Source organism: Nonomuraea sp. NPDC049758, assembly GCF_040674635.1.
Lineage (GTDB): Bacteria > Actinomycetota > Actinomycetes > Streptosporangiales > Streptosporangiaceae > Nonomuraea.
This window is the reverse complement of record NZ_JBFAMZ010000026.1, coordinates 15283-35152: the sequence shown is the minus strand read 5'-3', so window position 1 is coordinate 35152 and position 19870 is coordinate 15283. Positions and strand designations below refer to the sequence as shown.

Here is a 19870-nt window from a genome sequence, read left to right as displayed (position 1 = left end):
GGTTTGGCGGAGGCCGACCGGGTAGCCACAGGCGGCATCAATCCCACGAGGAGGGCACCCATGAGTGAATACCCGACGGGGACCGGCCAGGAGGGAACGCTCCATCAGGGCAAGGCCGCCGCGCAGGAGGTCGCCGGGACCGCCAAGGAGGCCGGCGTCCAGGTGGCCGGCGAGGCCAGGGCCCAGGCCAGGAACGCCGTCGACGAACTGCGCGACCGGGTGCGCGCCCAGTCCGAGCAGCAGAGCCGGCGTGCCGCGCAGAGCCTGCGGGAGTGGTCGGAGGACCTGTCGGCCATGCACGAGCAGGCCAAGCCCGACTCGCCGGTGACCAACGTCGTCCGCCAGGCCGCCGACCAGGGCCGGCGCGCGGCCGACTACCTCGACAGGCACGGCCTGGCCGGGGTGGTCGGCGAGGTGCAGAGCTTCGCCCGCCGCCGCCCGGCCGCGTTCCTGGCCGGCGCCCTGGCCGCGGGCTTCCTGGTGGGCCGCGTCATCAAGGCCTCCGGCGACAGCTCAGGGACGGCCTCCCAGCCCGCGGTCCCGCCGCCGCCCGCCGACCCCACCCTGCCGAGCGCCGCGCAACCCGGCGCGGCGCCGCCGCAACCGCTGCACCGGCCGCTCGGCGACCCCCTCGGGCAGGACGACACCCGCCCGGTGCCGCCGCTCACCACGCCACCGGCCGCTCCGGCCGCTCCCGCGGCGCCCGCCTACGGCGCCGGGAGTGACCTGCCATGACCGCGCAACCCGAGGAACCGACGCTCGGCCAGCTGGTCGGCGAGATCGGCGAGGACATCTCCAAACTGTTCCGCCAGGAGGTGGAGCTGGCCAAGATCGAGCTCCGCCAGGAGGCGACCAAGGCGGGCAAGGCGGCCGGGATGCTCGGCGGCGCCGGCTTCGCCGGTTACATGATCGCGCTGCTGGTGACCCTGGCCGTCATGTTCGGCCTGGGCGAGGTGATGGGCCTGGGCTGGGCCGCGCTCGTTCTCGCGGTCGTCTGGGCGGTCATCGGCGGAGTGCTGTACGTCAACGGGCGCAACCGGCTGCGCGAGATCAACCCCAGACCCGAGCAGACCATCGAGACGCTCAAGGAGGACGCGCAATGGGCACGCGACCTGAGGAAGTGAGACACGAGATCGCCGTCACGAGGGCCGAACTCGCGGCCGACGTGGACCGGCTGGCCGACCGGACGAGCCCGGCGCGGATCGCGCGCCGCCGTACCGAACGGGTGCGGGAGGCGGCGCGCTCGTTGCGGGAGCGGGTGATGGGAACCCCTTCCCATGGCGCGTCCCATGCCGCCGGCCGGGCGCGGCACGGCGTCGCCGCCACCGCCGGCTCGATGGGCGAGGGGGCGCACCAGGCCGGCCAGGCGGTGATGGAGGGCGCCCACCAGGCGGCCGGCACCGTGCGGCACGGCGCCCACGTGGCGGCCGAGACCGTCCGGGCCGCGCCGGAGCAGGCCAGGCGGGGCACCCAGGGCAACCCCCTGGCGGCCGGGCTGATCGCCTTCGGCGCCGGTCTGCTGGCCGCCACGCTCATCCCCGTCACCGAGGCGGAGGAGCAGGCCGTCGGCCAGCTCCGCGACCAGGTCGGCGACGTGCTGGAGCCGGTCGTGGAAGCCGGTCGCGAGTCGGCGCAGCAGCTCGGCCAGGACGCCAAGGAGCTGGCGGGGCAGGCCGTCCAGCAGGTGAAGGACAGCGCGTCGGAGGCGGCCGCCGCCACCGCCGACCAGGCCCGCGAGCAGGCCCGACAGGTGGGCGGGCACCGCTAGACGCCCGCCCGGACGTGCCCAGGCCCGCACAGCCGCATCAGGCCGTGCGGGCCTGCGCCGTTGTCCGGCGGGTCACCTGGCGTCCCCGGCCTCCTGCGTGGCTGCGGTGTCCGGGGGCTCGAAGGCCAGGGGCAGGCACAGGCCGATCTGGGAGTAGATCTCGAGCTGGTCGTAGTAGAGGCGCTGGCTGGAGACGAGCCCGTCGCGCAGGTCCCAGAACCAGCAGGCCCGCACGGTGATCTGGCGGCCGGTCGCGGCCAGCACCTCGCCCCCGACCGTCAGGTAGGGGCCGGAGTGCGTCCCGGTCGCCGTCAGCTCGGTGGCGATCGTGTCGCCCAGGGGGACGGTCTCCCACAGCGTGAAGTGCAGGTCGGGAAAGCCGTCCCAGATCTGGGTGAAATAGGAGGCGATCTCCTCAGGACCGCCCGCCTCCATCTCGGGGCTCACGACGACCGCGTCCGGCGCGTAACACCGCGACACCGCCTCGATGTCGTGCGCGTTGGCCGCGCCGATCAGCCGGTGCACGATGTCGTCCGTCGCCGGCGGCACCTCTTCCATGCCAGGGACCGTACCCGGACCAGGGCAGCGCACCGCCAAACGGTCGTCAGCAGCGGCTCATGGATGGGTGGCCGCCGCCGGGGCGGCGGGCGTGCGGAGGGTGCGCAGCTCGCCGAGCAGGTCCCGGATCAGCGCGGAGCCGGCCAGTTCGCGGGTGGTGACGTAGCCCACCCGGCGGCGGGGGGCGTCCTCGCCGAGCTCGGCCGTGGCGACCCTGGCCGGGGCGTCCACCGTGGACAGGCGGGGCACGATCGCCGCGCCGAGCCCGTGCCCGACCATCGACATGACGACGCCGTCGTCCTCGACCGTGATGTCGCCGGGCGGGATCCACTCCTGCGCGGCCAGCCAGCGCCGGGTCTCGCCCGAGCAGTTCTCGTGCCAGTCGATCATGGGGAGCGACCGCGGGTCCGGATGCCCCAGCGGATGGGCCAGCACGTACGGCTCCTCGTACAGCTCCTTGCCGACCAGGCCGTCCACGTACATCGGCAGGGTCAGGACGCCCACGTCGGCCCGGCCGTCGGCCACCTCGCCGGCGATGCCCCTGCCCAGGTCCGGCACGATGCGCACGTCCACGGTGACCTTGGGGTGCCGCCGGCCGAACCGGACCAGCACGCGCGGCAGCAGGTGGAAGGCGGCGCTGCGGAAGGCGGCCAGCCGGATGGTCCCGGTGGCCTCGCCGCGGGCGGCGGTGCGCGTGTCGGCCCGCATGACCTCCATGAGCCGCAGGATGTGCCGGGCGTGCCCGACCGCGGCCCGCCCCGCCGCGGTGGCCCGCGCGCCGGGGCGGCCGCGCTGGAACAGCACGGCCCCCATCTTCCGCTCGGCGGCGCGCAGGGCGTGCGAGACGGCCGACTGGGTCAGCCCCAGCCGTACGCCGGCCGCCGTGACGCTGCCCTCGCCGTCGACGGCGACCAGGACGCGCAGTTCCGCGGGGGTGAGATCGTCCACGGCGGCGACAACGGAGGAAGACCTCTCATGCATTCCGCGACCGCTGGGGAAGGCCGCCCCGGGCTACGCGATCAGCAGGCGGAGGCCGAGCTCGGCCTCGTCGAGATCGAGCAGATCACGGTTGCGTGCGGCCCACCGGCCGGAGGCGAGGTCGGCACGCAGGTCGCGCACCGCGCGCCGCTCGACATCCGGCCCGAGCCTGGCCCAGACCGACATCCCACGGCGGACGTCCTCCTCCAGGTACGCCTCCGGCCGGCGCCAGAAGGCCTCGAACAGGCCGTCGGCGCAGTCCCACGGGATGGGCACGGGTTCCAGCCGGGCCCCGATCGCCGCCGCCAGCTCGGTCACCAAGGGCCGGCCGGCCACGAGGCCGGCGACCTCGGGCAGGTAGTCGCGGGACAGCCAGAACCGGTCGCGCCAGCCGGCGTCGCCGGTGTCGTGGGTGAACACCACCACGCGCCGGGCGACCCGCCGCATCTCGCGCAGGCCGCCGAGCACGTCCGGCCAGTGGTGGACCGACGAGACGGCCATGGCGGCGTCGAAGGACCCGTCGTCGAACGGCAGGCGCTCGGCGGACCCGGCCAGGCACGGCGCCGCCCCCGCCGGGCGCTGCGAGCGCATGAGCGCCGACGGCTCCACCGCCAGGACGTAACGGCCGGGCGGCTCGTAGGACCCGGTGCCCGCGCCGACGTTCAGCACGGTCCGGGCGTCGCCGAGGGCATCCCAGATGCGCGCGGCGATGCGGGGATCGGTGCGCCGCGTCGTGGTGTAGGCCGCTCCGATGGTGTCGTACAACGGCGTTCCGGACATTCGGCACCGCCTTCCCGGCCGTCACCGTCCGACGGGAGGCCGCTTGATCGTTGTTTTCGGATCGATCGACAGGTGAAACCTCTTCACGGCCCTGGCTCGGCCGTCCTCACAACCGCCGGACGCGCAGCACGGCGGTCAGCATCGGCAGGGTGAACTCGCCGTCGGCGGTCTCGGGCCGGCCGGCGAGGTAGGCGCGGATCCGGCCGAGCCGGGCCGCGCGTTCCCCTTCGGGCATGACGAGCATGCCCGCCCTGGTCGCGAGCGTCTCGGCGAGGGAGTCCGCGGTGCGGCGCTGGCCGTGCGGGAACTGCTCCTGCTCCGGCGTCCCGAACCGGGCGGGCGCGCCCGGCCCGGGCAGGTGCATCCCGGCCGTCTCGGCGCGCCAGGCGGCGGGCGTGTCGCGCGGGCCGACCGCCTCGCCGCCACCGGCCTGCGCAAGCCCGGCCACCCAGTCGACGCCGTCGTCGAGCACGTTCCACAGGCCGGCCAGGACGCCGCCGAGAGCCAGGACCCTGGCGATCTCGGGCCCCGCGACGGCCATGTCGAACCAGTGCATGGCGTTGCCGGCCAGCACCGCGTCGACGGACGCGGCCGGCAGCGGGATCGCCTCGGCGCTGCCCGGCAGGGCGCGGACGTCCGGCAGCGCCCGGCGCAGCTCGGCCAGCATCGCCGGGTCGGGCTCGACCGCGACGACCTCGACGCCCAGCTCGACCAGCGTCGCGGTCAGCTTGCCGGTGCCGGCCCCGAGGTCGAGCACCCGCCGCCCCGGCGCCGCCTCCAGCGCCCAGCGCACGGCGGCGTGCGCGTAGTCCGGGCGGTGCTCGGCGTACGCGGCCGCCGCGGCTCCGAATGACGAGCTGTGACGTAGCCGTTCGTCCGGCTCCACGCGCTCTCCTTCCCCGCCCCGCCGCCCGGCGGAGCCCTGAGTCACCCGCATCCTAAGATCACCGATCCCGGAACGCCCGGCGGCGTCTAGGAGCGGGCGGGATCGGTGGCGCCGGTGTAGGCGGGGACGGGCAGCGGGCGGTCGAGGAGGAAGGCGCGGATCAGGCCGCGGTAGAGGTCGGGACGGCCGTTGGCGATCGAGTGGCCGGCGCCCGGGACGTACACCAGGGTCGAGTCCGGCAGGGTGCGCCGGTAGTCGTAGGTGACCTCCCACTTCAGGTAGTCGCACTGCCCGCGCATGATGAGCACCGGCACCCGTACCCCGCGCAACCGGGGCCGCGGGTCGGGGACGGCGGCGGCGTCCTCGGCGGTGACCTGGTTGCTGTAGAAGCCGGGCAGGTTCCCGTGCACGGGGGCGGGTTTGGCGTCCGCGCAGCCCGTGGCGTCCTTGGCCACCAGCAGCAGCGCGCGCATCCGGGCGTCGGCCTCGGCGTCGGGCACCAGCGCCCGCGCCGCGGCCGGGTTCGCACCCAGGAGCAACGACTGGACCAGCATGCGCGGGGAGCTCGTCAGCGCGTCGGCCTGGGCCTGGAGGGGGGCGGGCAGTCCGTCCCACGGGCTGCCGACGCCGCCGGGGAAGGCGGGCTCCCAGATCGCGCCCGGCGAGGTGAGCACGGCCTTGGCCACCCGGCCGGGGTGGGCGGCGAGGTAGGCGGCCGACAGGGTGCCGCCCCACGACCTGCCGACCAGGACGATCTTCGGGGCGCCGATGGCCTGGCGGACGGCCTCCAGGTCGGCGACGTGGCGGGCGACCGTGTACCCGGCCGGGTCGGCCAGCCGGGTCGAGCGTCCGGCGCCGAGCTGGTCGTAGGCGTAGACGTCGAACCCGGCGGCGGCCAGCTCCTCGCTGCCCTCCGGCAGCCCCTCCCCGGGCGTGCCCGGCCCGCCGTGCAGGAAGATCACCGGCGGGCGGCCGGCCGTGCCGGATCCGGCGAGCTTGACGTAGGCGAGCCGGGAGCCCGTCGGGAGCTGCCAGTACGCGACCCCGGCGGGCGTCGCGCCCGGCGGCGGGACGGGGAAGGGCCGGAAGACCGCCAGCCCGGCGAGGGCGGTGAGCGCCACGGTGTTCACCACCACGTAGGGCGGCACCAGCCGGGGCAGCCCCAGCAGCCGGAGCGCGGGACGTCCGAGCAGCCAGGTGACGGCGGCGACGGCGAGCACCCCCGCCCCCGCGAACAGCGGCACGGCGGCCGTCACGGCCGCCACGAGCAGGAAGACCAGGGCCCCGGCGGCGACCGCGGCGATCTCGGCGCCCACCAGCAGGATCGCGCCTGACACACGTTTCATGTGCCACAACGTTAGGAACGCGCGCGCCGCGTCTCCTCCTGCCGGCGACCGATCCGTGCCCCCGCCACGCGGCGGGGGTCAGCCGGCCCCGGGGCGGATCAGGCCGGACTCGTAGGCGTGGATGGTCGCGTGCAGCCGGTCGCGCACGCCCAGCTTGGCCAGGATCGCCGCGACGTGGTCCTTGACCGTGGCGGGGCTGAGCGCCAGGACGGCGGCGATCTCGGCGTTGGACAGCCCGCGCGCGACGTGCCCGAGCACCTCGCGCTCGCGAGCGGTGAGCCCGTCGGGCCGCGCGGGCGGGCCGGGGTCGGCGGCCGCGGCGAAGCGCTCGAGCAGCCGCCGGGTGATCACCGGGTCGAGCAGCGCGTCGCCGCGCGCGATCACCCGCACCGCGTCCACGACCCGCGCCGGCTCGGCGTCCTTGAGCAGGAACCCGGACGCGCCCGCGCGCAGCGCGCCGAACACGTACTCCTCCAGGCCGAACGTGGTCAGCACGACGATCCGCGTACCCGGCGTGCCGGCGGTGATCCGGGCGGTGGCGGCGAGCCCGTCGAGGCCGGGCATCCGGACGTCCATGAGCGCCACGTCCGGGCGCAGCTCGGCGGCGAGCGCCACGGCGGACTCACCGTCGGCGGCCTGCCCGACCACGTCGAGGTCGGGTTCGGCGGCCAGCACCGCGGCGATCCCGATCCGGACCACCGCCTGGTCGTCGACGACGATCACCCTGATCATCTGGGCAACCATACCCGCACGTCGTCCGGGCCGCCGGTGGCCAGCGCCCCGCCGTACCCGTCGGCCAGGGTGTGCAGCCGGCGGCGGGCGCGCCGGGCCGCCGTGCCCTCGACGAGCACGCCGTCGGGCAGGTAGGACACGGTGATCCGGTCCCCGGCCAGCTCCTCGACGGCCCGGAACACGCCGACCTCCAGCTCGGGGGTCAGGCCGCCGGGGTCGCCGACGTGGTGCACGCCCGACTGCCGCCGGGCGGCCAGCACCTCCAGCCCGGCGAGCGTCGGCGGCGGGCCGTCGGCTCCGGCGGGGCGGCGCAGCTCGTCCAGCAGCCGCCGGAGCGTGTCGATCGCGGCGCGGGCGGCGTCGCGCACCGCCGCCAGGTCGCCCTTCCCGGCCGCCGCGACGACCGCGTCCGCGTGCCGGGCCGCCGTGCTGCGCAGGCCCTCGACGATCCGCTCGCGCTCACCGCGCGCCACGTCCGCCAGCCGGCCGGCCAGCAGGTCGCGTTCGGCGGTCGCGGCCGCGCGCCGCCGCGCCCGCGCCCGGCCGACCAGGACGCCCGCCGCCCACGCCGGAGCCGACAGGAGCACCACGGCCGTGGCGAGCACCGCCCAGGCGGCCGTCCGGTCGCCGGCGATGCCCGGCCCGAGGGCCAGCGCGAGGCCGCCCACCAGGCCGACGGCGAGGATCGCGAGCACGCCCCGCCGCCTGGGGTGGTGGGCGCCGAAGGCGTAGAGCTGGGCCAGCTCCACCCACCACGCCCAGAGGAACAGGTCGCCCGCGGGGGTCGGGGTCAGGCCCGCCATCGCCACCGGATGGATCGACAACATCGCGGCGAGGCTCCACGCGGGCCGCCGCACCCGCCACCACAGAGGCAGGGCGTGCAGGACGAAGAGGGGGCCGAGCACGAGGAACTCCCGCGGCGCCGGAGTGCCTCCCGGCAGCAGGCTCGCCCCCATCGTCAACGCGACGGCGAGCCCGGCCAGCGCCGCGTCCCAGGCCCGCCGCCCGCGCCACCACGCCCGCCGGAACGGGGGCGGCCCGGCGGGGGCGGGGAAGGCGGCCCGGACCGTCCAGCCGCCGGCGTCCGGGCCCGCCGTGAGCGTGCCGCCGCAGGCCGCCACGGTCGTGGCCAGCCCGGACAGGCCGTGGCCGGTGCCCAGGTCGTCGTGCTCCCGCGTGCCGCCGGTGTCGCGCACCTCGACGGTCAGCCGGCCGGGTTCGCCGAGGACGGCGACGTCCAGCCGGGCGCCGCCCGCGTACCGCGCGGCGTTGGTGAGGCCCTCCTGGACCACCCGGTAGGCGGCCGCCGCGACCTCGGGCGGGGCGGCGGCGGCCGTCCTGCGGTAGCCGACCCGGCCGGGGTCCGCGCGGGGGCCGGGCCAGGAGGCGACCAGGGCGTCGATCGCCGGCAGGTCGCAGACGGCCTCCCGCGCGCCCGCCAGTTCGGCGCGGGCCAGGCGGGCGGCGTCCCCGGCGTGGCGCAGGGCGGACTCCCGCATCGCCGGGTCGGCCACGTGCAGCGCGGACGCCGCGGCCACCGCGATGCCGGTGAGCCGGTGGGCGGCGGTGTCGTGCAGCTCGGCGGCCATCCTGAGGCGCACGGCGTCCGCCACGGCCGCGGCCGCCCGCGATCGCGCCGCCCGGTGCGCGGCCAGGGCCGCCCGCCGCGTCCGGCCCCGCCGGTGCGCCCGCCCGAACGCCCAGACGACCGCGCCCACGCCGCCCGCCACCAGCGCCACGCCCGCCAGCGCCTGCGGCGGCCAGCCGCGGGCCGCCGCGACGGTCGTAGCCGCCGCCACCAGGGCCGCGGCGACCGTGATCGTGATCCCGGCCGTGCCGCGGACGGCCGCGCCGTACAGGAGGGCGACGCCGACGAGCGCGCACCACAGCAGAACGGAGGTCACGGCGTCAGGCTAGCTTCCGCGGATCGGCCCCGCCCATGCCCGCGTTCGTTGGCTACCGTCGGGGCATGACCCTCTACTGCCTGGCCTGCCTGCAGCAGAAACGCTCCACCGAGGCGTACACGATCATGCGGGGTTACGCCCTCTGCTTCGACCACGTCGAGCAGATCCTGGCCGACCGGCGGATGAGCCACCCGTCGCTGGACGGGTCGGCGTTCCGTCGGGACCTCGCACGGATCGTCGGCCGCGACTAGCGGCGCACCTTGTACCGCAGGTGCAGCACCCCCTCGCCCTGGACGACCACGTGCGGGTCCGCCAGGAGGTGCTGCCCGGCGACGCGGCCGAAGTAGGGCTTGCCCGAGCCGAACACCACCGGCACGACGTCCATCGCCACCTCGTCCACCAGCCCGGCCGCGAGCAGCTGGCCGCCGACGTCGCCGGCGTTCACGCTGACGACCCGGTCCCCGGCCAGCTCCTGGGCCCGGGCGACGGCGGCCGTCACGTCGGCGGCGAAATGGTAGGACGCCTCGGGGTGCCAGCCCTCGGGCTTGGGCCGGTGGGACACCACGACCACGTGCTCCCCCGCGGGCGGCCGTCCCTCCCAGCCGTTCACCAGGTCGAACAGGGTGCGGCCCATGATGATCACGCCGACCGACTCCCAGATCGGCCGGACGTACTCCGCCGACGCCTTGGAGACCCTGAAGCGGCCGCCGGCGCCGGAATGGTCGTAGTCCTGGTCGTCGCCCGGCGTGAGCGGGGTGTCGCCGTTCCAGTACCAGTCGTGCAGGGGGCCGACGTCGTCGTTGCCGTCGGCGATGAAGCCGTCCACCGACACCGCGCTGTTCATGATCACTGCGCCCACAGGGTCTCCTCGGTCCTCGTCAGAAGTACGCCTGCGATCCTGCCGCCTCGTAGGGCTGCCGGGCTTGTAGAAAATCAATCGGCGGGCATCGGGCCGTCGTCCGGCGGGAAGCCCGGCTCTGCGGGGAGCCGGCGCCGCAGGGCCAGGTACCCGGTCGGGGTGTGGCCGGTGAAGTCCTTGAACTCCCTGCTGAAGTGGGCCTGGTCGAAGTAGCCCGCCGTGTGAGCGAGCGCCGTCCAGTCGACCGGGCGCGACGCTTCCACGGACAGGATCAGCCGGGCGAAACGGTAGATCCGGGCCACCCGCTTCGGAGTGACGCCGACATGGGACTTGAACTGCGCGGCCAGGTGGTTGCCGCTCACCCCGGCGGCGTCGGCCAGCGCGCCGACCGGGACCGCGCCGTACGTGGCCGCCAGGCGGCCGCCCGCGTGCCGGACCAGGTCGAGGTTGCGCGACGCCGTCCCCGCGAACCGCGCCCGCAGCTCCTCCTCCACCACCCGCAGGACGCCGGCGGCCGAGGCGAGGTCGCCGGCCCGGTCCCGGATCCGGTCCAGGGACCGCTGCCAGAGGGCGTCGGCCGGCACCCACCGGTCGCGCAGCTCGCCCGCCGGCACGCCGACGAACGGCGTCATCCCCCACGGCTTGAAGTGCACCCCGACCAGCCGCACCCGGGCGGGGTACTCGTAGTGGAACCGCCTGGTCCACATCCCCATGAACCAGCCGTCGGCGAACACGGCCGGCGGCACGGAAGGGTCGGAGTCCCACAGGCGGGCGGGGTCGCCCAGGTTGACGAACAGGTGTCCCGACGGCATCGGCGGGACGTTCATCAGCCGGTGCCGCGGCACCCCGGTCAGGCAGTAGATGTCGTCGATGAACCGGTCGAGCGGCGGGGCGGGCACCCGTCCGACGTATTGCATGGGACCAGTGTGACCGAGGTGATCGTGCCCCTGCATCGAATCTTCACCTCGGGTGCGCATCGGCCGCATACCGGTCTGCTTCGATGTCGGCGTGACCGATCGGAGCAGGCCCTCGTCCGGGCCAGGGGACGTTCGCTGGGCCTTCGGCTGCGCGTTCCCGGCCGTCGCCGCGATCGCGTGCGCGACCGCGGGCACCTGGTACGAGGTCTCCTTGGTGGCGCACGCGCACGTCTACTGCGAGGGTGACCTGAGCGCGGGTGAGGGCTTCGCCGGCACCGTCTGGGTGCTGAGCAGGTTCGTGCTCTTCCCGGCCGTGTCGGCCGGGTCGGCGCTGCTCTCCCTGCCGGTCCAGTTGCTCGCGCGGCTGCCGTGGGCCGCCCGGCGGCTGTGGCCGCAGCTCCTCCTGACGGTGCTAGCCCTCGCCGTCACGCTCGCCGGGCCGGTCGCGCTGACCCTGTACGACCTGGCCACCCAGGGCACCACCGGCGACTGCGTCCTGCCCTGGTGGCCTGCGTGGCTGCCCACGTAGGGACGGCCTCCGGGGCTCGGCGGGCCGGGCCGCGCGCCTAAGGTAGGGGCTTGTGCTCTACGGCAGATCTGCGGAAATCAGCGTTCTCGACGAGGTGATCGCGCGCGCCCGCGACGGCGCCGGCGGCGCGGTGGTGTTGCGCGGCGAGGCGGGGGCGGGCAAGACGGCCCTGCTCGACGCGGCGGCCGCGCGCGGCGGCGCGATGCGGGTGTTGCGGCTCACCGGCGTCGAGTCGGAGTCCGACCTGGCGTTCGCGGCGCTGCACCAGCTTCTGTGGCCGGTGGCCGGTTCGCCCGGCACGCTCGACGCGCTGCCCGAGCCGCAGCGCCTCGCCGTCCGCGCGGCCCTGGGGCTGGCGGCCGGGGGCGCCGGTGACCGGTTCCTGCTGGCGGCCGGCGTGCTCTCGCTGCTGGTCGAGGCCGCCGCGCCGGACGGGCTGGTCTGCGTGGTGGACGACTTCCAGTGGGTCGACCGGGCCTCGGCCGACGCGCTGCTGTTCGCCGCCAGGCGGCTCGCGACCGAACGCGTCGCGATGCTGCTCGCGGTCCGCGGGGACGCCGCGGTCAAGGGCGTGCCGCTGACGGTGGAGGTGCGCGGCCTGGCCGAGAGCGCCGCGGACGAGCTGCTGGCGTCCCGCCACGGCGCGCTGCCCGTCCAGGTGCGGCGCGAGCTCGTCACGCTGACCGGCGCGAATCCGCTCGCCCTGCGCGAGATCGCCGCCCGCCTGACGCCCGCCCAGCTCGCCGGACGCGAACCGCTGCCCGACCCGCTGCCCGGCGGCGCCCGGCTGTTCGGCGACCGGGTGGCCGCGTTGTCCGCCGCCGCCCGGCTGGCCGCCCTGGTCGCCGCCGTGGAGGGCGACCTCGACGTGGTCCTGCGCGCCGCCGGCCGGCTCCTCGCCGAACGCGCGGATCGGCCCGGCACGCATGACGGCCACCCGGCCTCCACGGAGGCTGGGGCGGAGCGGGCGGCATCGGCCTCCACGGAGGCGAAATCTGAGGCGGAGGCGAAGTCTGAGGCGGAGGCCGGGCGGGCGGCGTTGGCCGAGCTGGAGGAGGGCGGGCTGGCGGAGGTGTCGGGCACCGGCGTGCGCTTCCGTCACCCGCTGATCCGTTCGGCGGTGCACGAGGCGGCCGCTCCGGCCGAGGTGCGCCGGGTGCACGCCGTCCTGGCGGGACTGACCGCCGACGACCGCCGCGCCTGGCACCTGGCCGGAGCCGCCCTGGGCCAGGACGAGGAGGTCGCCGCCGCGCTGGTGGCCGCCGCCGGCCGGGCCCGCGACCGCGGCGGGTACGGCGCCGCCGCCACCGCCCTGGCCAGAGCCGCCGAGCTGACCCCCGAGCCGCGCGAACGGGCCGTCCGGCTGAAGGACGCCGCCGTCGCGGCCTGGCTCGGCGGCCGTCCCGGCCAGGCGGAGTCGCTGCTGGCCGAGGCGCGCGAACGGGCCGGCGGCGACGTCGCCGTGACCATGGAGATCGCCCAGCTCCGCGGCCGGTTCGAGCTGAACTCGGGCAACGCCGCCGAGGCCGTGCGGATCCTGGCGGCGGGCGACAGCCTGGACATGCTGGCCGACGCCTCCGAGGCGGCCGCGTACGTCGGCGACACCGCGATGATCGTCGAGCTCGGCCGTCGGGCCGCCGCGCACCCGGAGGGTTTCCTGCGGGACACGGTGGCCGGCATCGGCCTGACCCTGGGCGGCGACGCCGCCGGGCCCGGACTGCTGCGCCGGGCGCTGGCGCGGGCCGGTGAGCTGGAGGACCCGGCGGGCCACCTGTGGGCGGCGGCCGCGGCCAGCCAGCTCGGCGAGACGGACCTGGCCGCCGAGCTGAGCGACCGGGCCGGGCAGGTGGCCAGGGTGTCGGGCATGGCGGGGCAGTTGCCGGTCGTGCTGGAGTTCGTGGCGACCGCCGAACGGCTGGCCGGGCGGCTGGCGCGCAGCGAGGCCCTCTCGGAGGAGGGCCTGGAGCTGGCCCGCGAGGCCGGTTACGAGAACACGGTGGCCGCGCACCTGGCCAACCTGGCGGTGGTGGCGGCGCTGCGCGGCGAGGAGGAGGACTGCGAGCGGCAGGCCCGCGCGGCGCTGGCCATCGCCGTCCCCCATCGGGTGGGGCTGCGCGCGGGGGTGGCGGCGTACGCGCGGGCGATGCTCGACCTGTGCCTGGGCCGGCACGCGGCGGCGCGCGACCGGTTCGCGGCCATCGCCGCGGCCGGGCCGGGCACCGGGCATCCGGCGGTCGTCTGGCGGACGACCCCCGACCGCGTCGAGGCCGCCGTCGGAGCGGGCGACGAGGCGGGCGCGCGGGCGGCGCTGGAGGCGTACGAACGGGGGTCGCGGCACGCGACGACGCCGGAGTCACGCGCGCTGCTGGCACGCTGCCGCGGCCTGGCCGAATCGCGCGAGGACGCCTTCGACGAGGCGCTGCGGCTGCACACCAACCCCTTCGAGGCGGCCAGGACGGCCCTGCTGCTGGGCGAGCGGTTGCGCCGGGGGCAACGTCCGGGCGAGGCGCGGGCGCATCTGCGGATGGCGTGGGAGACGTTCGAACGGGCGGGCGCGCGGCCGTGGGCGCGGCGCGCGCAGGAGGAGCTGCGGGCCGCGGGCGAGAGCGGGCAGGCGCCGGCCGCAGCCGTGCTCGACGCGCTGACCCCGCAGGAGTTGCGCATCGCGGGCCTGGTCGCCGACGGGTTGTCGAGCAAGCAGATCGCCGCCCAGCTCTTCCTGAGCCCGCGGACGGTCGAGTACCACCTGTACAAGATCTATCCGAAGCTGGGCATCGGCTCCCGTACTGACCTGGCGCGGCTAGTAGTTCTACAGAAGGCGCCCGTAGCCGGGCCGGGCAAGCTGTGAGGCATGCAAAACGTGAACATCTGGAGTGAAGAGTTCGGCGCCGCCACCGACGAGCCGATCCTGCTGATCATGGGTTCGATGTCGCAGGGCGTCCTGTGGCCGGACGAGTTCGTCGGGCTGCTGACCGCGGGCGGCCGCCGGGTGATCCGGTACGACCACCGTGACACCGGCATGTCGGACACGGTCGACTTCGCGGCGCACCCGTACACGTGGGAAGACATCAAGGACGACGTCTACCGGGTGATGGACGCGCACGGCCTGGACAGCGCGCATCTGGTCTGTCACTCGGCGGGCGGGTTGCTGGGGCAGTTCGTCGCGGTGGAGCGGCCGGAGCGGGTGCGGTCGCTGACGGTCATCGGCTCCTCGCCGCTGGGCGGCGGCGAGGGGCAGGTCATCATGCGGGCGCTGCTGGGGCAGCCGCAGCCGGAGGGCAGCCTGCCGGTGCCGCTGCCGGAGTTCGTGGCCTTCTACCAGGCCCTGATCGCGTCGCCGCCGCCGCAGGACCGGCGGGCGGCGATCGAGGGCATGATCGCCGAGCAGCGTCTGCTGCACGGGCCCGGGCTGCCGTTCGACGAGGACGCGGCGCGCCGGTTGCAGGAGCGCATCTACGACCGGGCACGCGACCTGTCGGCGACGGTCAACCATCGGCTGGCGGCGGGCGCCAAGCCCGATTTCGAGCCGGTGGGCGTGCTGCACCAGGTCAAGGCGCCGACGCTGGTGATCGAGGGCACCCACGAGCCGGCCAAGCCGGGTCACGGCGCGCTCATCGCCGAGCAGGTGCCGGGGGCGCGGCTGATGATGGTGGAGGGCCTGGGGCACACGCTGCCGCCGGAGGTGCACGAGGAACTGGCCACCGCCGTCCTCGCGCACACGTCCCCTCGCGACCACTGACCGGCGTGCGGCCGACCGGGCTCAGCGGGTGGGGGTCTCCGGGGGAGCGCCGGCGGGCAGGGCGCGGCGCGCCAGCGTGACGTAGAAGTCCGTCCCCGTCCGCAGGACGGCGTCGTTGAAGTCGTACTCCCTGCTGTGCAGCGGGTCGCCGCCCCGGCCGGGTTCGGTGCCGTTGCCGAGGAAGGCGAAGCAGGCCGGTACGGCCCCGGCGAACACGCCGAAGTCCTCGCTCGGCATGACGGGCGCGCAGTCGGGGTCGACGCCGTCCTCGCCGGCGACCGCGACGGCCGCCTCGACCGCCGCGGCGACGCAGGCGGGGTCGTTGACGGTGGGCGCGAACTCGTGGGTGTAGGTGACGGCGTACGTCGCGCCGTGGGCGGCGCCGATGCCCTCGCAGAGCCGCCGGACCCGGTCTTCCAGAAGCCGTGCGACGCCGGGGTCGAAGCTGCGGGTGTCCCCTCTGATGACGACCTCGCCGGGGATGGCGTTGCGCGCGCCGTCGGTGCTGATGTCGGTGCAGGACACCACGGCGGGCAGCGCGGGGTCGACGTTGCGGGCGACGACCGTCTGCAGGGCCAGGACGATCTCCGCGCCCACCACGATGGGGTCGACGACCATGTGCGGGCGGGCGGCGTGCCCGCCACGGCCCCGGATGCGGATCTCGAAGTTGTCCTCGCCGGCCATGATGCTCCCGGCGCGGGTCAGGAAGTGGCCGGCGGGGACGCCGGGCCAGTTGTGCAGCCCGTACATGGCCTGGACGGGGAAGCGGACGAGCAGGCCGTCGTCGAGCATGGCCCGCGCGCCGCGGCCGGGTTCCTCGGCGGGCTGGAAGACGAACCGGACGGTTCCCTCGAAGCCGCCCTCGGCGGCCAGGACGGCGGCGGCGCCGAGCAGCATCGCCATGTGCCCGTCGTGGCCGCAGGCGTGCATGAAGCCGGGGTTGCGGGAGACGTGGGCGCGCGTGCCGGGCTCGTCCAGCGGCAGGCAGTCCATGTCGGCCCGCAGCCCGACCGCCCGGCCGGTGCCGCCCCTGGTCAGGGAGGCGACGACGCCGGTGCCGCCGACGCCGGTGACGACGTCGAGGCCCGCCGCCTCCAGCGCCTCGGCCAGGTAGGCGCTCGTCGCGTGCTCGGCGAAGGCCGGCTCGGGCCGCCGGTGCAGGTCGTGCCGCCAGGCGCGCAGCCGGGAGTCGAGGTCGGTCACGAGCGGGTCCTTCCGTGCCGGTGGAGCACCATGATGGACGCGTCCGGCCGCCCGATCAATGCGGGGAGGGCCGCAGGTGCTCGTCGAGCCAGTTCAGCACCTTGGAGACGAGGCTGATGCGGTTGGCGCGGTTGCGGAACTCGTGGCCTTCGTCCTCGAAGAGCAGCAGGTCGCAGGGCACCCCGCGGGCGCGGGCCGCCCCGAACGCCTGCCGGGCCTCGTGCACCGGCACGTTGGTGTCCTGCGTCCCGTGCACGACCAGGAGCGGGGCGGCCAGCCGGTCGAAGGCGCGCAGCGGGGACAGGGCGTGCAGCAGGTCGCGGTCCGCCTCCGGATGCCCGTACTCGGACACCGCCGCTGCGGCGATCCACGGTTCGGTACGGGCGTAGAAGGTCTCGAAGTCGGCGATTCCGCTCATGTTCACGCCCGCGCGGAAGAGGCGGGGATGGCTGACGAGGGCGGCCAGGGTCAGGTAGCCGCCGTACGACCAGCCCATGCAGGCCAGCCTGGACGGGTCCGCCGCGCCCGTCCGCAGCAGCTCGGCGGCGCAGTCGGCGACGTCCTCGACCGCGCGGAAGCGCAGCGCCAGGTCGTCGGCCTGGCGAAAGGCCCGCCCGTACCCGCCCGAACCGCGCACGTTGGGCGCCAGCACCCCGATCCCGGCGGCCAGGAGGTTCTGGTAGAGCGGGTTGAAGGTGGGGCGTTCCTGATCCTCCGGCCCTCCGTGCAGCGACACCACGAACGGCGCGGGCCCGTGGACGTGCGCCGGACGGTAGAGCCAGGCGGCCAGCTCCAGCCCGTCGCGGGCCGGGAAGCGCAGCAGCTCGGCGCCGGTCGCGACCGGGAGCCGCCCGGCCCCGGCGGCGTACCGGTACGTCCCGGAGGTCAGGTCGCACAGCAGCACGTGCGAGGGCTCCTCGGGGCTCTCGGCGGCGAGCACCGCCGTGCGGCCGTCCCAGGCGACGCGGACCGAGGTGACCACGTCGGCGGGCGGCGGCGGAAGCGGCCTGACGTGCACGGCGGGCAGCTCCACGACGTCCAGCGCCGAGCGGCCGTGCTCGTTCCACAGCAGGACGCCGCGGCGGCCGTCGGCGCTGAGCGCGAACCGGTCCAGCTCGGCGTGCGGCCGCTCGGCCAGCACGACGGGATAGGCGTTGCGCCGCACCGCCAGCAGCGCGGCCCGGTCGCGACCGGCGTCCGACACCAGGTAGGCGATCTCGCCGTCGGGCGACAGGACCCCCTGGTCGGTCGAGCCGGGCAGCCCGGGCAGCAGGTCGCGCTCGCCGCCCGGCGGGTGACCCGGGACGGCGTCGGCCGCGTACATCCGGCGCAGGCCGCGCGGCCCGCGCCGGAGCAGCATGCGCGCGTGGTCGCGGCTGACCGCGGCCGGCCACAGCAGCTCGCCTGCGGCGATGACCTGCCGCGCGCCGGTGACGGCGTCGGCCAGCTCGGCCCGGGTCAGGCCGGCGGCGGAGGTCTCGGCCACCAGGACCGACTCGCCCCGGCCGGTCCAGCGGACGAGCGCGGCCGACCCGTGCGGCGGGACGGCGAGCGGCCGCAGCTCGCCGCCGTGCGGGCGCACGGTCCACACCTGCGTGTGCTCGCCGCCGTCCGGCGCCACCAGGACCGCCAGGTGCTCCCCCGTGGGCCCCCAGCTCACGTCCACGACCGGGTGGTGGCCAGTGTCGACCGGCCAGGCGTCCAGATCCGCGCCGAGCGGCTGGACCCACACCCGGGGCACGCCGTCCTGGTCGCCGACGAAGGCCACGGCGCTGTTGTCGGGCGCCAGCGCGGGCCGGCGGCAGCTCCAGGCGCGCAGCGCGGCGGCCGACGGCAGGTGCGACAGGTCGCCGAGGATGTCCGGCATCACATCTGGTGGGCCTGGAGCCACAGTTCCAGCAGGCCGATCTGCCACAGCGTGTTGACGCCGGTCGTCGCCCTGTCGGACTCGGGGTCGGCCAGCAGCCGCCGCACGAACTCCGGACGGAACAGGCCCCGCGCGCGGGCGGCCCCGCTGGTGAGGGCGTCCCGCACGAGGTCGAGCAGCGGCCCTTCGACGTGCCGGACGGCGGGCACCGGGAAGTAGCCCTTCGGCCGGTCGACGATCTGCGCGGGCAGCAGCCGGCGGGCGGCGTCCTTGAGCACGCCCTTGCCGCCGTGGGCCAGTTTGAGCCCGTCGGGGCAGGCGGCGGCCAGCTCGACCAGGTCGTGGTCGAGGAACGGCGTGCGGGCCTCCAGCCCGTGGGCCATGGTCATGTTGTCGACGCGTTTGACCGGGTCGTCGATCAGCATGGCCGTGGTCTCCAGGCGGAGCACGGCGTCGAGGGCGGTGTCGGCGCCCGGCCGCGCCACGTGCTCCCGGACGAAGTCGCCGCTGACGTCCCGGTCCAGCAGGTAGCCGGGGGCCAGGACGCCGGACAGCTCCTGGTGCGGGCGGTCGGCGAACTCCCTGCAGTAGACCTCGGCCGCCCGCTCGCGCGGCGCGTCCGCCAGCGGCGGGAACCAGCTGTAACCGGCGAACACCTCGTCGGCGCCCTGGCCCGACTGAACGACCTTCACGTGCCGGGCGACCTCCTGCGACAGCAGGTAGAAGGCGACGCAGTCATGGCTGGCCATCGGCTCGCTCATGGCGCCCACCGCGCGTTCCAGCCCGTCCAGCAGGCGGTCGCCGGGGATCCGGATGCGGTGGTGGTCGGTGCCGAACCGGGCGGCGACCAGGTCGGAGTAGGCGAACTCGTCCCCCTGCTCGCCGCCGGCCGCCTCGAAGCCGATGCTGAACGTGGTCAGGCCGCTCTGCCCCTCCTCGGCCAGCAGCGCCACGATGAGGCTGGAGTCCAGGCCGCCGGAGAGCAGCACGCCGACCGGCACGTCGGCGACCATCCGGCGGCGCACCGCCGTGCGCAGGGCGTCCAGGGTGGCCCGGCGCCACTCCTGCTCGCTGAGCCCCGCGTGCTCGGGCATCGCGGAGCGGGTGTAGGGCGGGTCCCAGTAGCGGTGGTCGGTGCTCGTGCCGTCCGCCTCGACGACCCGCACGGTGGCCGCCGGCAGCTTGCGCACGCCCGCGAGGATCGTGCGCTCGCCGGGCACGAGCGAGTGGAAGGTCATGTAGTGGTGCAGCGCCTCCCGGTCGATGCCGGTGTCCAGGCCGCCGCCCGCGGCCAGGGCGGGCAGCGTCGAGGCGAAGCGCAGGCGGCGGGCGTCGTGGCTGACGTACATGGGTTTGATGCCGAGCCGGTCGCGGCCGAGCACGAGCCGGCCGCTGTCCCGCTCGTGGATCGCGAAGGCGAACATGCCCTTGAAGTGGCCGACGCAGTCGGCGCCCCACCGGTGGTACGCCTTGAGCAGCACCTCGGTGTCGGAGGTGGAGTAGAACCGGTAGCCCGCGCCGCGCAACTCCTCGCGCAGCTCGCGGTAGTTGTACAGGCAGCCGTTGAACACCACCGCCAGGCCGAGCCCGGCGTCCACCATCGGCTGGGCCGCCTTCTCCGACAGATCGATGATCTTGAGCCGCCGGTGGCCCATCGCGACGGCCCCCTGCGCCCACAGGCCGGAGCCGTCCGGCCCGCGGTCGTGCATCGCGTCGGTCATCCGGCCCACCGCGCCGATGTCGGCCTCCGCGCCGTCGAACCTGAGCTCACCGCTCAGCCCGCACATGCCGCCACCCCCGTCTC

19 protein-coding genes are annotated in these 19870 nt (G+C 75.9%); 7 read left to right on the top strand and 12 right to left on the bottom strand.

The features are described 5' to 3' along the window. Nucleotides 1-60: 60 nt before the first annotated feature. Genes AB0J46_RS44200 through AB0J46_RS44190 form a run of 3 tightly spaced genes read left to right on the top strand, consistent with a single transcriptional unit; the run spans nucleotide 61 to nucleotide 1768 of the window. On the top strand, nucleotides 61-735 hold the full coding sequence (locus tag AB0J46_RS44200) for a hypothetical protein (RefSeq protein ID WP_364341300.1): 675 nt from the start codon (nucleotides 61-63) through the stop codon (nucleotides 733-735). Next, a complete protein-coding gene (locus tag AB0J46_RS44195) occupies nucleotides 732-1124 on the top strand; it encodes a phage holin family protein (RefSeq protein ID WP_358012454.1) in 393 nt (130 codons plus the stop codon). Before AB0J46_RS44200 ends, AB0J46_RS44195 begins: the two co-directional genes overlap by 4 nt. Continuing rightward, nucleotides 1100-1768 (top strand): DUF3618 domain-containing protein, encoded by a 669-nt coding sequence (locus tag AB0J46_RS44190; RefSeq protein WP_364341298.1) that lies wholly within the window; start codon nucleotides 1100-1102, stop codon nucleotides 1766-1768. Before AB0J46_RS44195 ends, AB0J46_RS44190 begins: the two co-directional genes overlap by 25 nt. Before the next feature lie 72 nt (nucleotides 1769-1840). On the opposite strand, the gene AB0J46_RS44185 is transcribed toward AB0J46_RS44190, so the two are convergent. From AB0J46_RS44185 to AB0J46_RS44155, 7 genes are all read right to left on the bottom strand, one after another. Beyond that, complete coding sequence (locus tag AB0J46_RS44185; RefSeq protein WP_364341296.1) at nucleotides 1841-2326, bottom strand: nuclear transport factor 2 family protein; 486 nt, start codon at nucleotides 2324-2326, stop codon at nucleotides 1841-1843. A gap of 57 nt (nucleotides 2327-2383) precedes the next feature. Next, the gene (locus AB0J46_RS44180) at nucleotides 2384-3274 is read right to left on the bottom strand and encodes a LysR family transcriptional regulator (protein WP_364341294.1); all 891 of its coding nucleotides are present in this window, start codon (nucleotides 3272-3274) and stop codon (nucleotides 2384-2386) included. A 63-nt stretch (nucleotides 3275-3337) separates the two neighbouring features. After that, entirely contained in the window at nucleotides 3338-4084 is a 747-nt protein-coding gene (locus AB0J46_RS44175; protein WP_364341293.1) for a class I SAM-dependent methyltransferase, read from the bottom strand. A 106-nt stretch (nucleotides 4085-4190) separates the two neighbouring features. Continuing rightward, nucleotides 4191-4970, bottom strand: coding sequence for a class I SAM-dependent methyltransferase (locus AB0J46_RS44170; protein WP_364341291.1), 780 nt, complete (start codon nucleotides 4968-4970; stop codon nucleotides 4191-4193). 86 nt (nucleotides 4971-5056) lie between these two features. Beyond that, nucleotides 5057-6316, bottom strand: coding sequence for an alpha/beta hydrolase (locus AB0J46_RS44165; RefSeq protein ID WP_364341289.1), 1260 nt, complete (start codon nucleotides 6314-6316; stop codon nucleotides 5057-5059). Nucleotides 6317-6394: 78 nt separating this feature from the next. After that, nucleotides 6395-7048 (bottom strand): response regulator transcription factor, encoded by a 654-nt coding sequence (locus AB0J46_RS44160; RefSeq protein ID WP_364341287.1) that lies wholly within the window; start codon nucleotides 7046-7048, stop codon nucleotides 6395-6397. Then, entirely contained in the window at nucleotides 7045-8952 is a 1908-nt protein-coding gene (locus AB0J46_RS44155; protein WP_364341285.1) for a histidine kinase, read from the bottom strand. Before AB0J46_RS44155 ends, AB0J46_RS44160 begins: the two co-directional genes overlap by 4 nt. A 65-nt stretch (nucleotides 8953-9017) precedes the next feature. Here AB0J46_RS44155 and AB0J46_RS44150 point away from each other — a divergent pair, with 65 nt between their 5' ends. After that, the gene (locus AB0J46_RS44150; RefSeq protein WP_352331543.1) at nucleotides 9018-9203 is read left to right on the top strand and encodes a hypothetical protein; all 186 of its coding nucleotides are present in this window, start codon (nucleotides 9018-9020) and stop codon (nucleotides 9201-9203) included. Here AB0J46_RS44150 and AB0J46_RS44145 read toward each other — a convergent pair. Continuing rightward, a complete protein-coding gene (locus AB0J46_RS44145; protein ID WP_364341283.1) occupies nucleotides 9200-9811 on the bottom strand; it encodes a dihydrofolate reductase family protein in 612 nt (203 codons plus the stop codon). The two genes, AB0J46_RS44150 and AB0J46_RS44145, sit on opposite strands and share 4 nt — an antisense overlap. Nucleotides 9812-9885: 74 nt before the next feature. After that, on the bottom strand, nucleotides 9886-10728 hold the full coding sequence (locus tag AB0J46_RS44140) for a helix-turn-helix domain-containing protein (protein WP_364341281.1): 843 nt from the start codon (nucleotides 10726-10728) through the stop codon (nucleotides 9886-9888). A 91-nt stretch (nucleotides 10729-10819) separates the two neighbouring features. Between AB0J46_RS44140 and AB0J46_RS44135 the strand changes: the two genes are divergently transcribed. From AB0J46_RS44135 to AB0J46_RS44125, 3 genes are read left to right on the top strand one after another with little or no spacing between them, the layout of a single operon-like run. Then, a complete protein-coding gene (locus tag AB0J46_RS44135) occupies nucleotides 10820-11257 on the top strand; it encodes a hypothetical protein (RefSeq protein WP_364341279.1) in 438 nt (145 codons plus the stop codon). Nucleotides 11258-11309: 52 nt separating this feature from the next. Further along, nucleotides 11310-14105 (top strand): LuxR C-terminal-related transcriptional regulator, encoded by a 2796-nt coding sequence (locus AB0J46_RS44130; RefSeq protein WP_364341277.1) that lies wholly within the window; start codon nucleotides 11310-11312, stop codon nucleotides 14103-14105. A gap of 3 nt (nucleotides 14106-14108) precedes the next feature. Further along, on the top strand, nucleotides 14109-14996 hold the full coding sequence (locus tag AB0J46_RS44125; protein WP_364341275.1) for an alpha/beta fold hydrolase: 888 nt from the start codon (nucleotides 14109-14111) through the stop codon (nucleotides 14994-14996). A gap of 21 nt (nucleotides 14997-15017) precedes the next feature. On the opposite strand, the gene AB0J46_RS44120 is transcribed toward AB0J46_RS44125, so the two are convergent. From AB0J46_RS44120 to AB0J46_RS44110, 3 genes are read right to left on the bottom strand one after another with little or no spacing between them, the layout of a single operon-like run. Then, nucleotides 15018-16199 carry an amidohydrolase gene (locus tag AB0J46_RS44120; RefSeq protein WP_364341273.1) on the bottom strand — a complete coding sequence of 394 codons (1182 nt, stop codon included), beginning with the start codon at nucleotides 16197-16199 and terminating at the stop codon, nucleotides 15018-15020. Between the two features lie 55 nt (nucleotides 16200-16254). Next, on the bottom strand, nucleotides 16255-18066 hold the full coding sequence (locus AB0J46_RS44115) for a S9 family peptidase (RefSeq protein WP_364341271.1): 1812 nt from the start codon (nucleotides 18064-18066) through the stop codon (nucleotides 16255-16257). After that, the gene (locus AB0J46_RS44110; RefSeq protein ID WP_364341269.1) at nucleotides 18066-19853 is read right to left on the bottom strand and encodes an N-acetylglutaminylglutamine amidotransferase; all 1788 of its coding nucleotides are present in this window, start codon (nucleotides 19851-19853) and stop codon (nucleotides 18066-18068) included. Before AB0J46_RS44110 ends, AB0J46_RS44115 begins: the two co-directional genes overlap by 1 nt. Nucleotides 19854-19870 lie beyond the last annotated feature (17 nt).

Coding starts and splice junctions, on each gene's coding strand:
- AB0J46_RS44200 (WP_364341300.1), top strand. CDS start 61: ATGAGTGAATACCCGACGGGGACCGGCCAGGAGGGAACGCTCCATCAG.
- AB0J46_RS44195 (WP_358012454.1), top strand. CDS start 732: ATGACCGCGCAACCCGAGGAACCGACGCTCGGCCAGCTGGTCGGCGAG.
- AB0J46_RS44190 (WP_364341298.1), top strand. CDS start 1,100: ATGGGCACGCGACCTGAGGAAGTGAGACACGAGATCGCCGTCACGAGG.
- AB0J46_RS44185 (WP_364341296.1), bottom strand. CDS start 2,326: ATGGAAGAGGTGCCGCCGGCGACGGACGACATCGTGCACCGGCTGATC.
- AB0J46_RS44175 (WP_364341293.1), bottom strand. CDS start 4,084: ATGTCCGGAACGCCGTTGTACGACACCATCGGAGCGGCCTACACCACG.
- AB0J46_RS44165 (WP_364341289.1), bottom strand. CDS start 6,316: ATGAAACGTGTGTCAGGCGCGATCCTGCTGGTGGGCGCCGAGATCGCC.
- AB0J46_RS44160 (WP_364341287.1), bottom strand. CDS start 7,048: ATGATCAGGGTGATCGTCGTCGACGACCAGGCGGTGGTCCGGATCGGG.
- AB0J46_RS44150 (WP_352331543.1), top strand. CDS start 9,018: ATGACCCTCTACTGCCTGGCCTGCCTGCAGCAGAAACGCTCCACCGAG.
- AB0J46_RS44140 (WP_364341281.1), bottom strand. CDS start 10,728: ATGCAATACGTCGGACGGGTGCCCGCCCCGCCGCTCGACCGGTTCATC.
- AB0J46_RS44125 (WP_364341275.1), top strand. CDS start 14,109: ATGCAAAACGTGAACATCTGGAGTGAAGAGTTCGGCGCCGCCACCGAC.
- AB0J46_RS44115 (WP_364341271.1), bottom strand. CDS start 18,066: ATGCCGGACATCCTCGGCGACCTGTCGCACCTGCCGTCGGCCGCCGCG.
- AB0J46_RS44110 (WP_364341269.1), bottom strand. CDS start 19,853: ATGTGCGGGCTGAGCGGTGAGCTCAGGTTCGACGGCGCGGAGGCCGAC.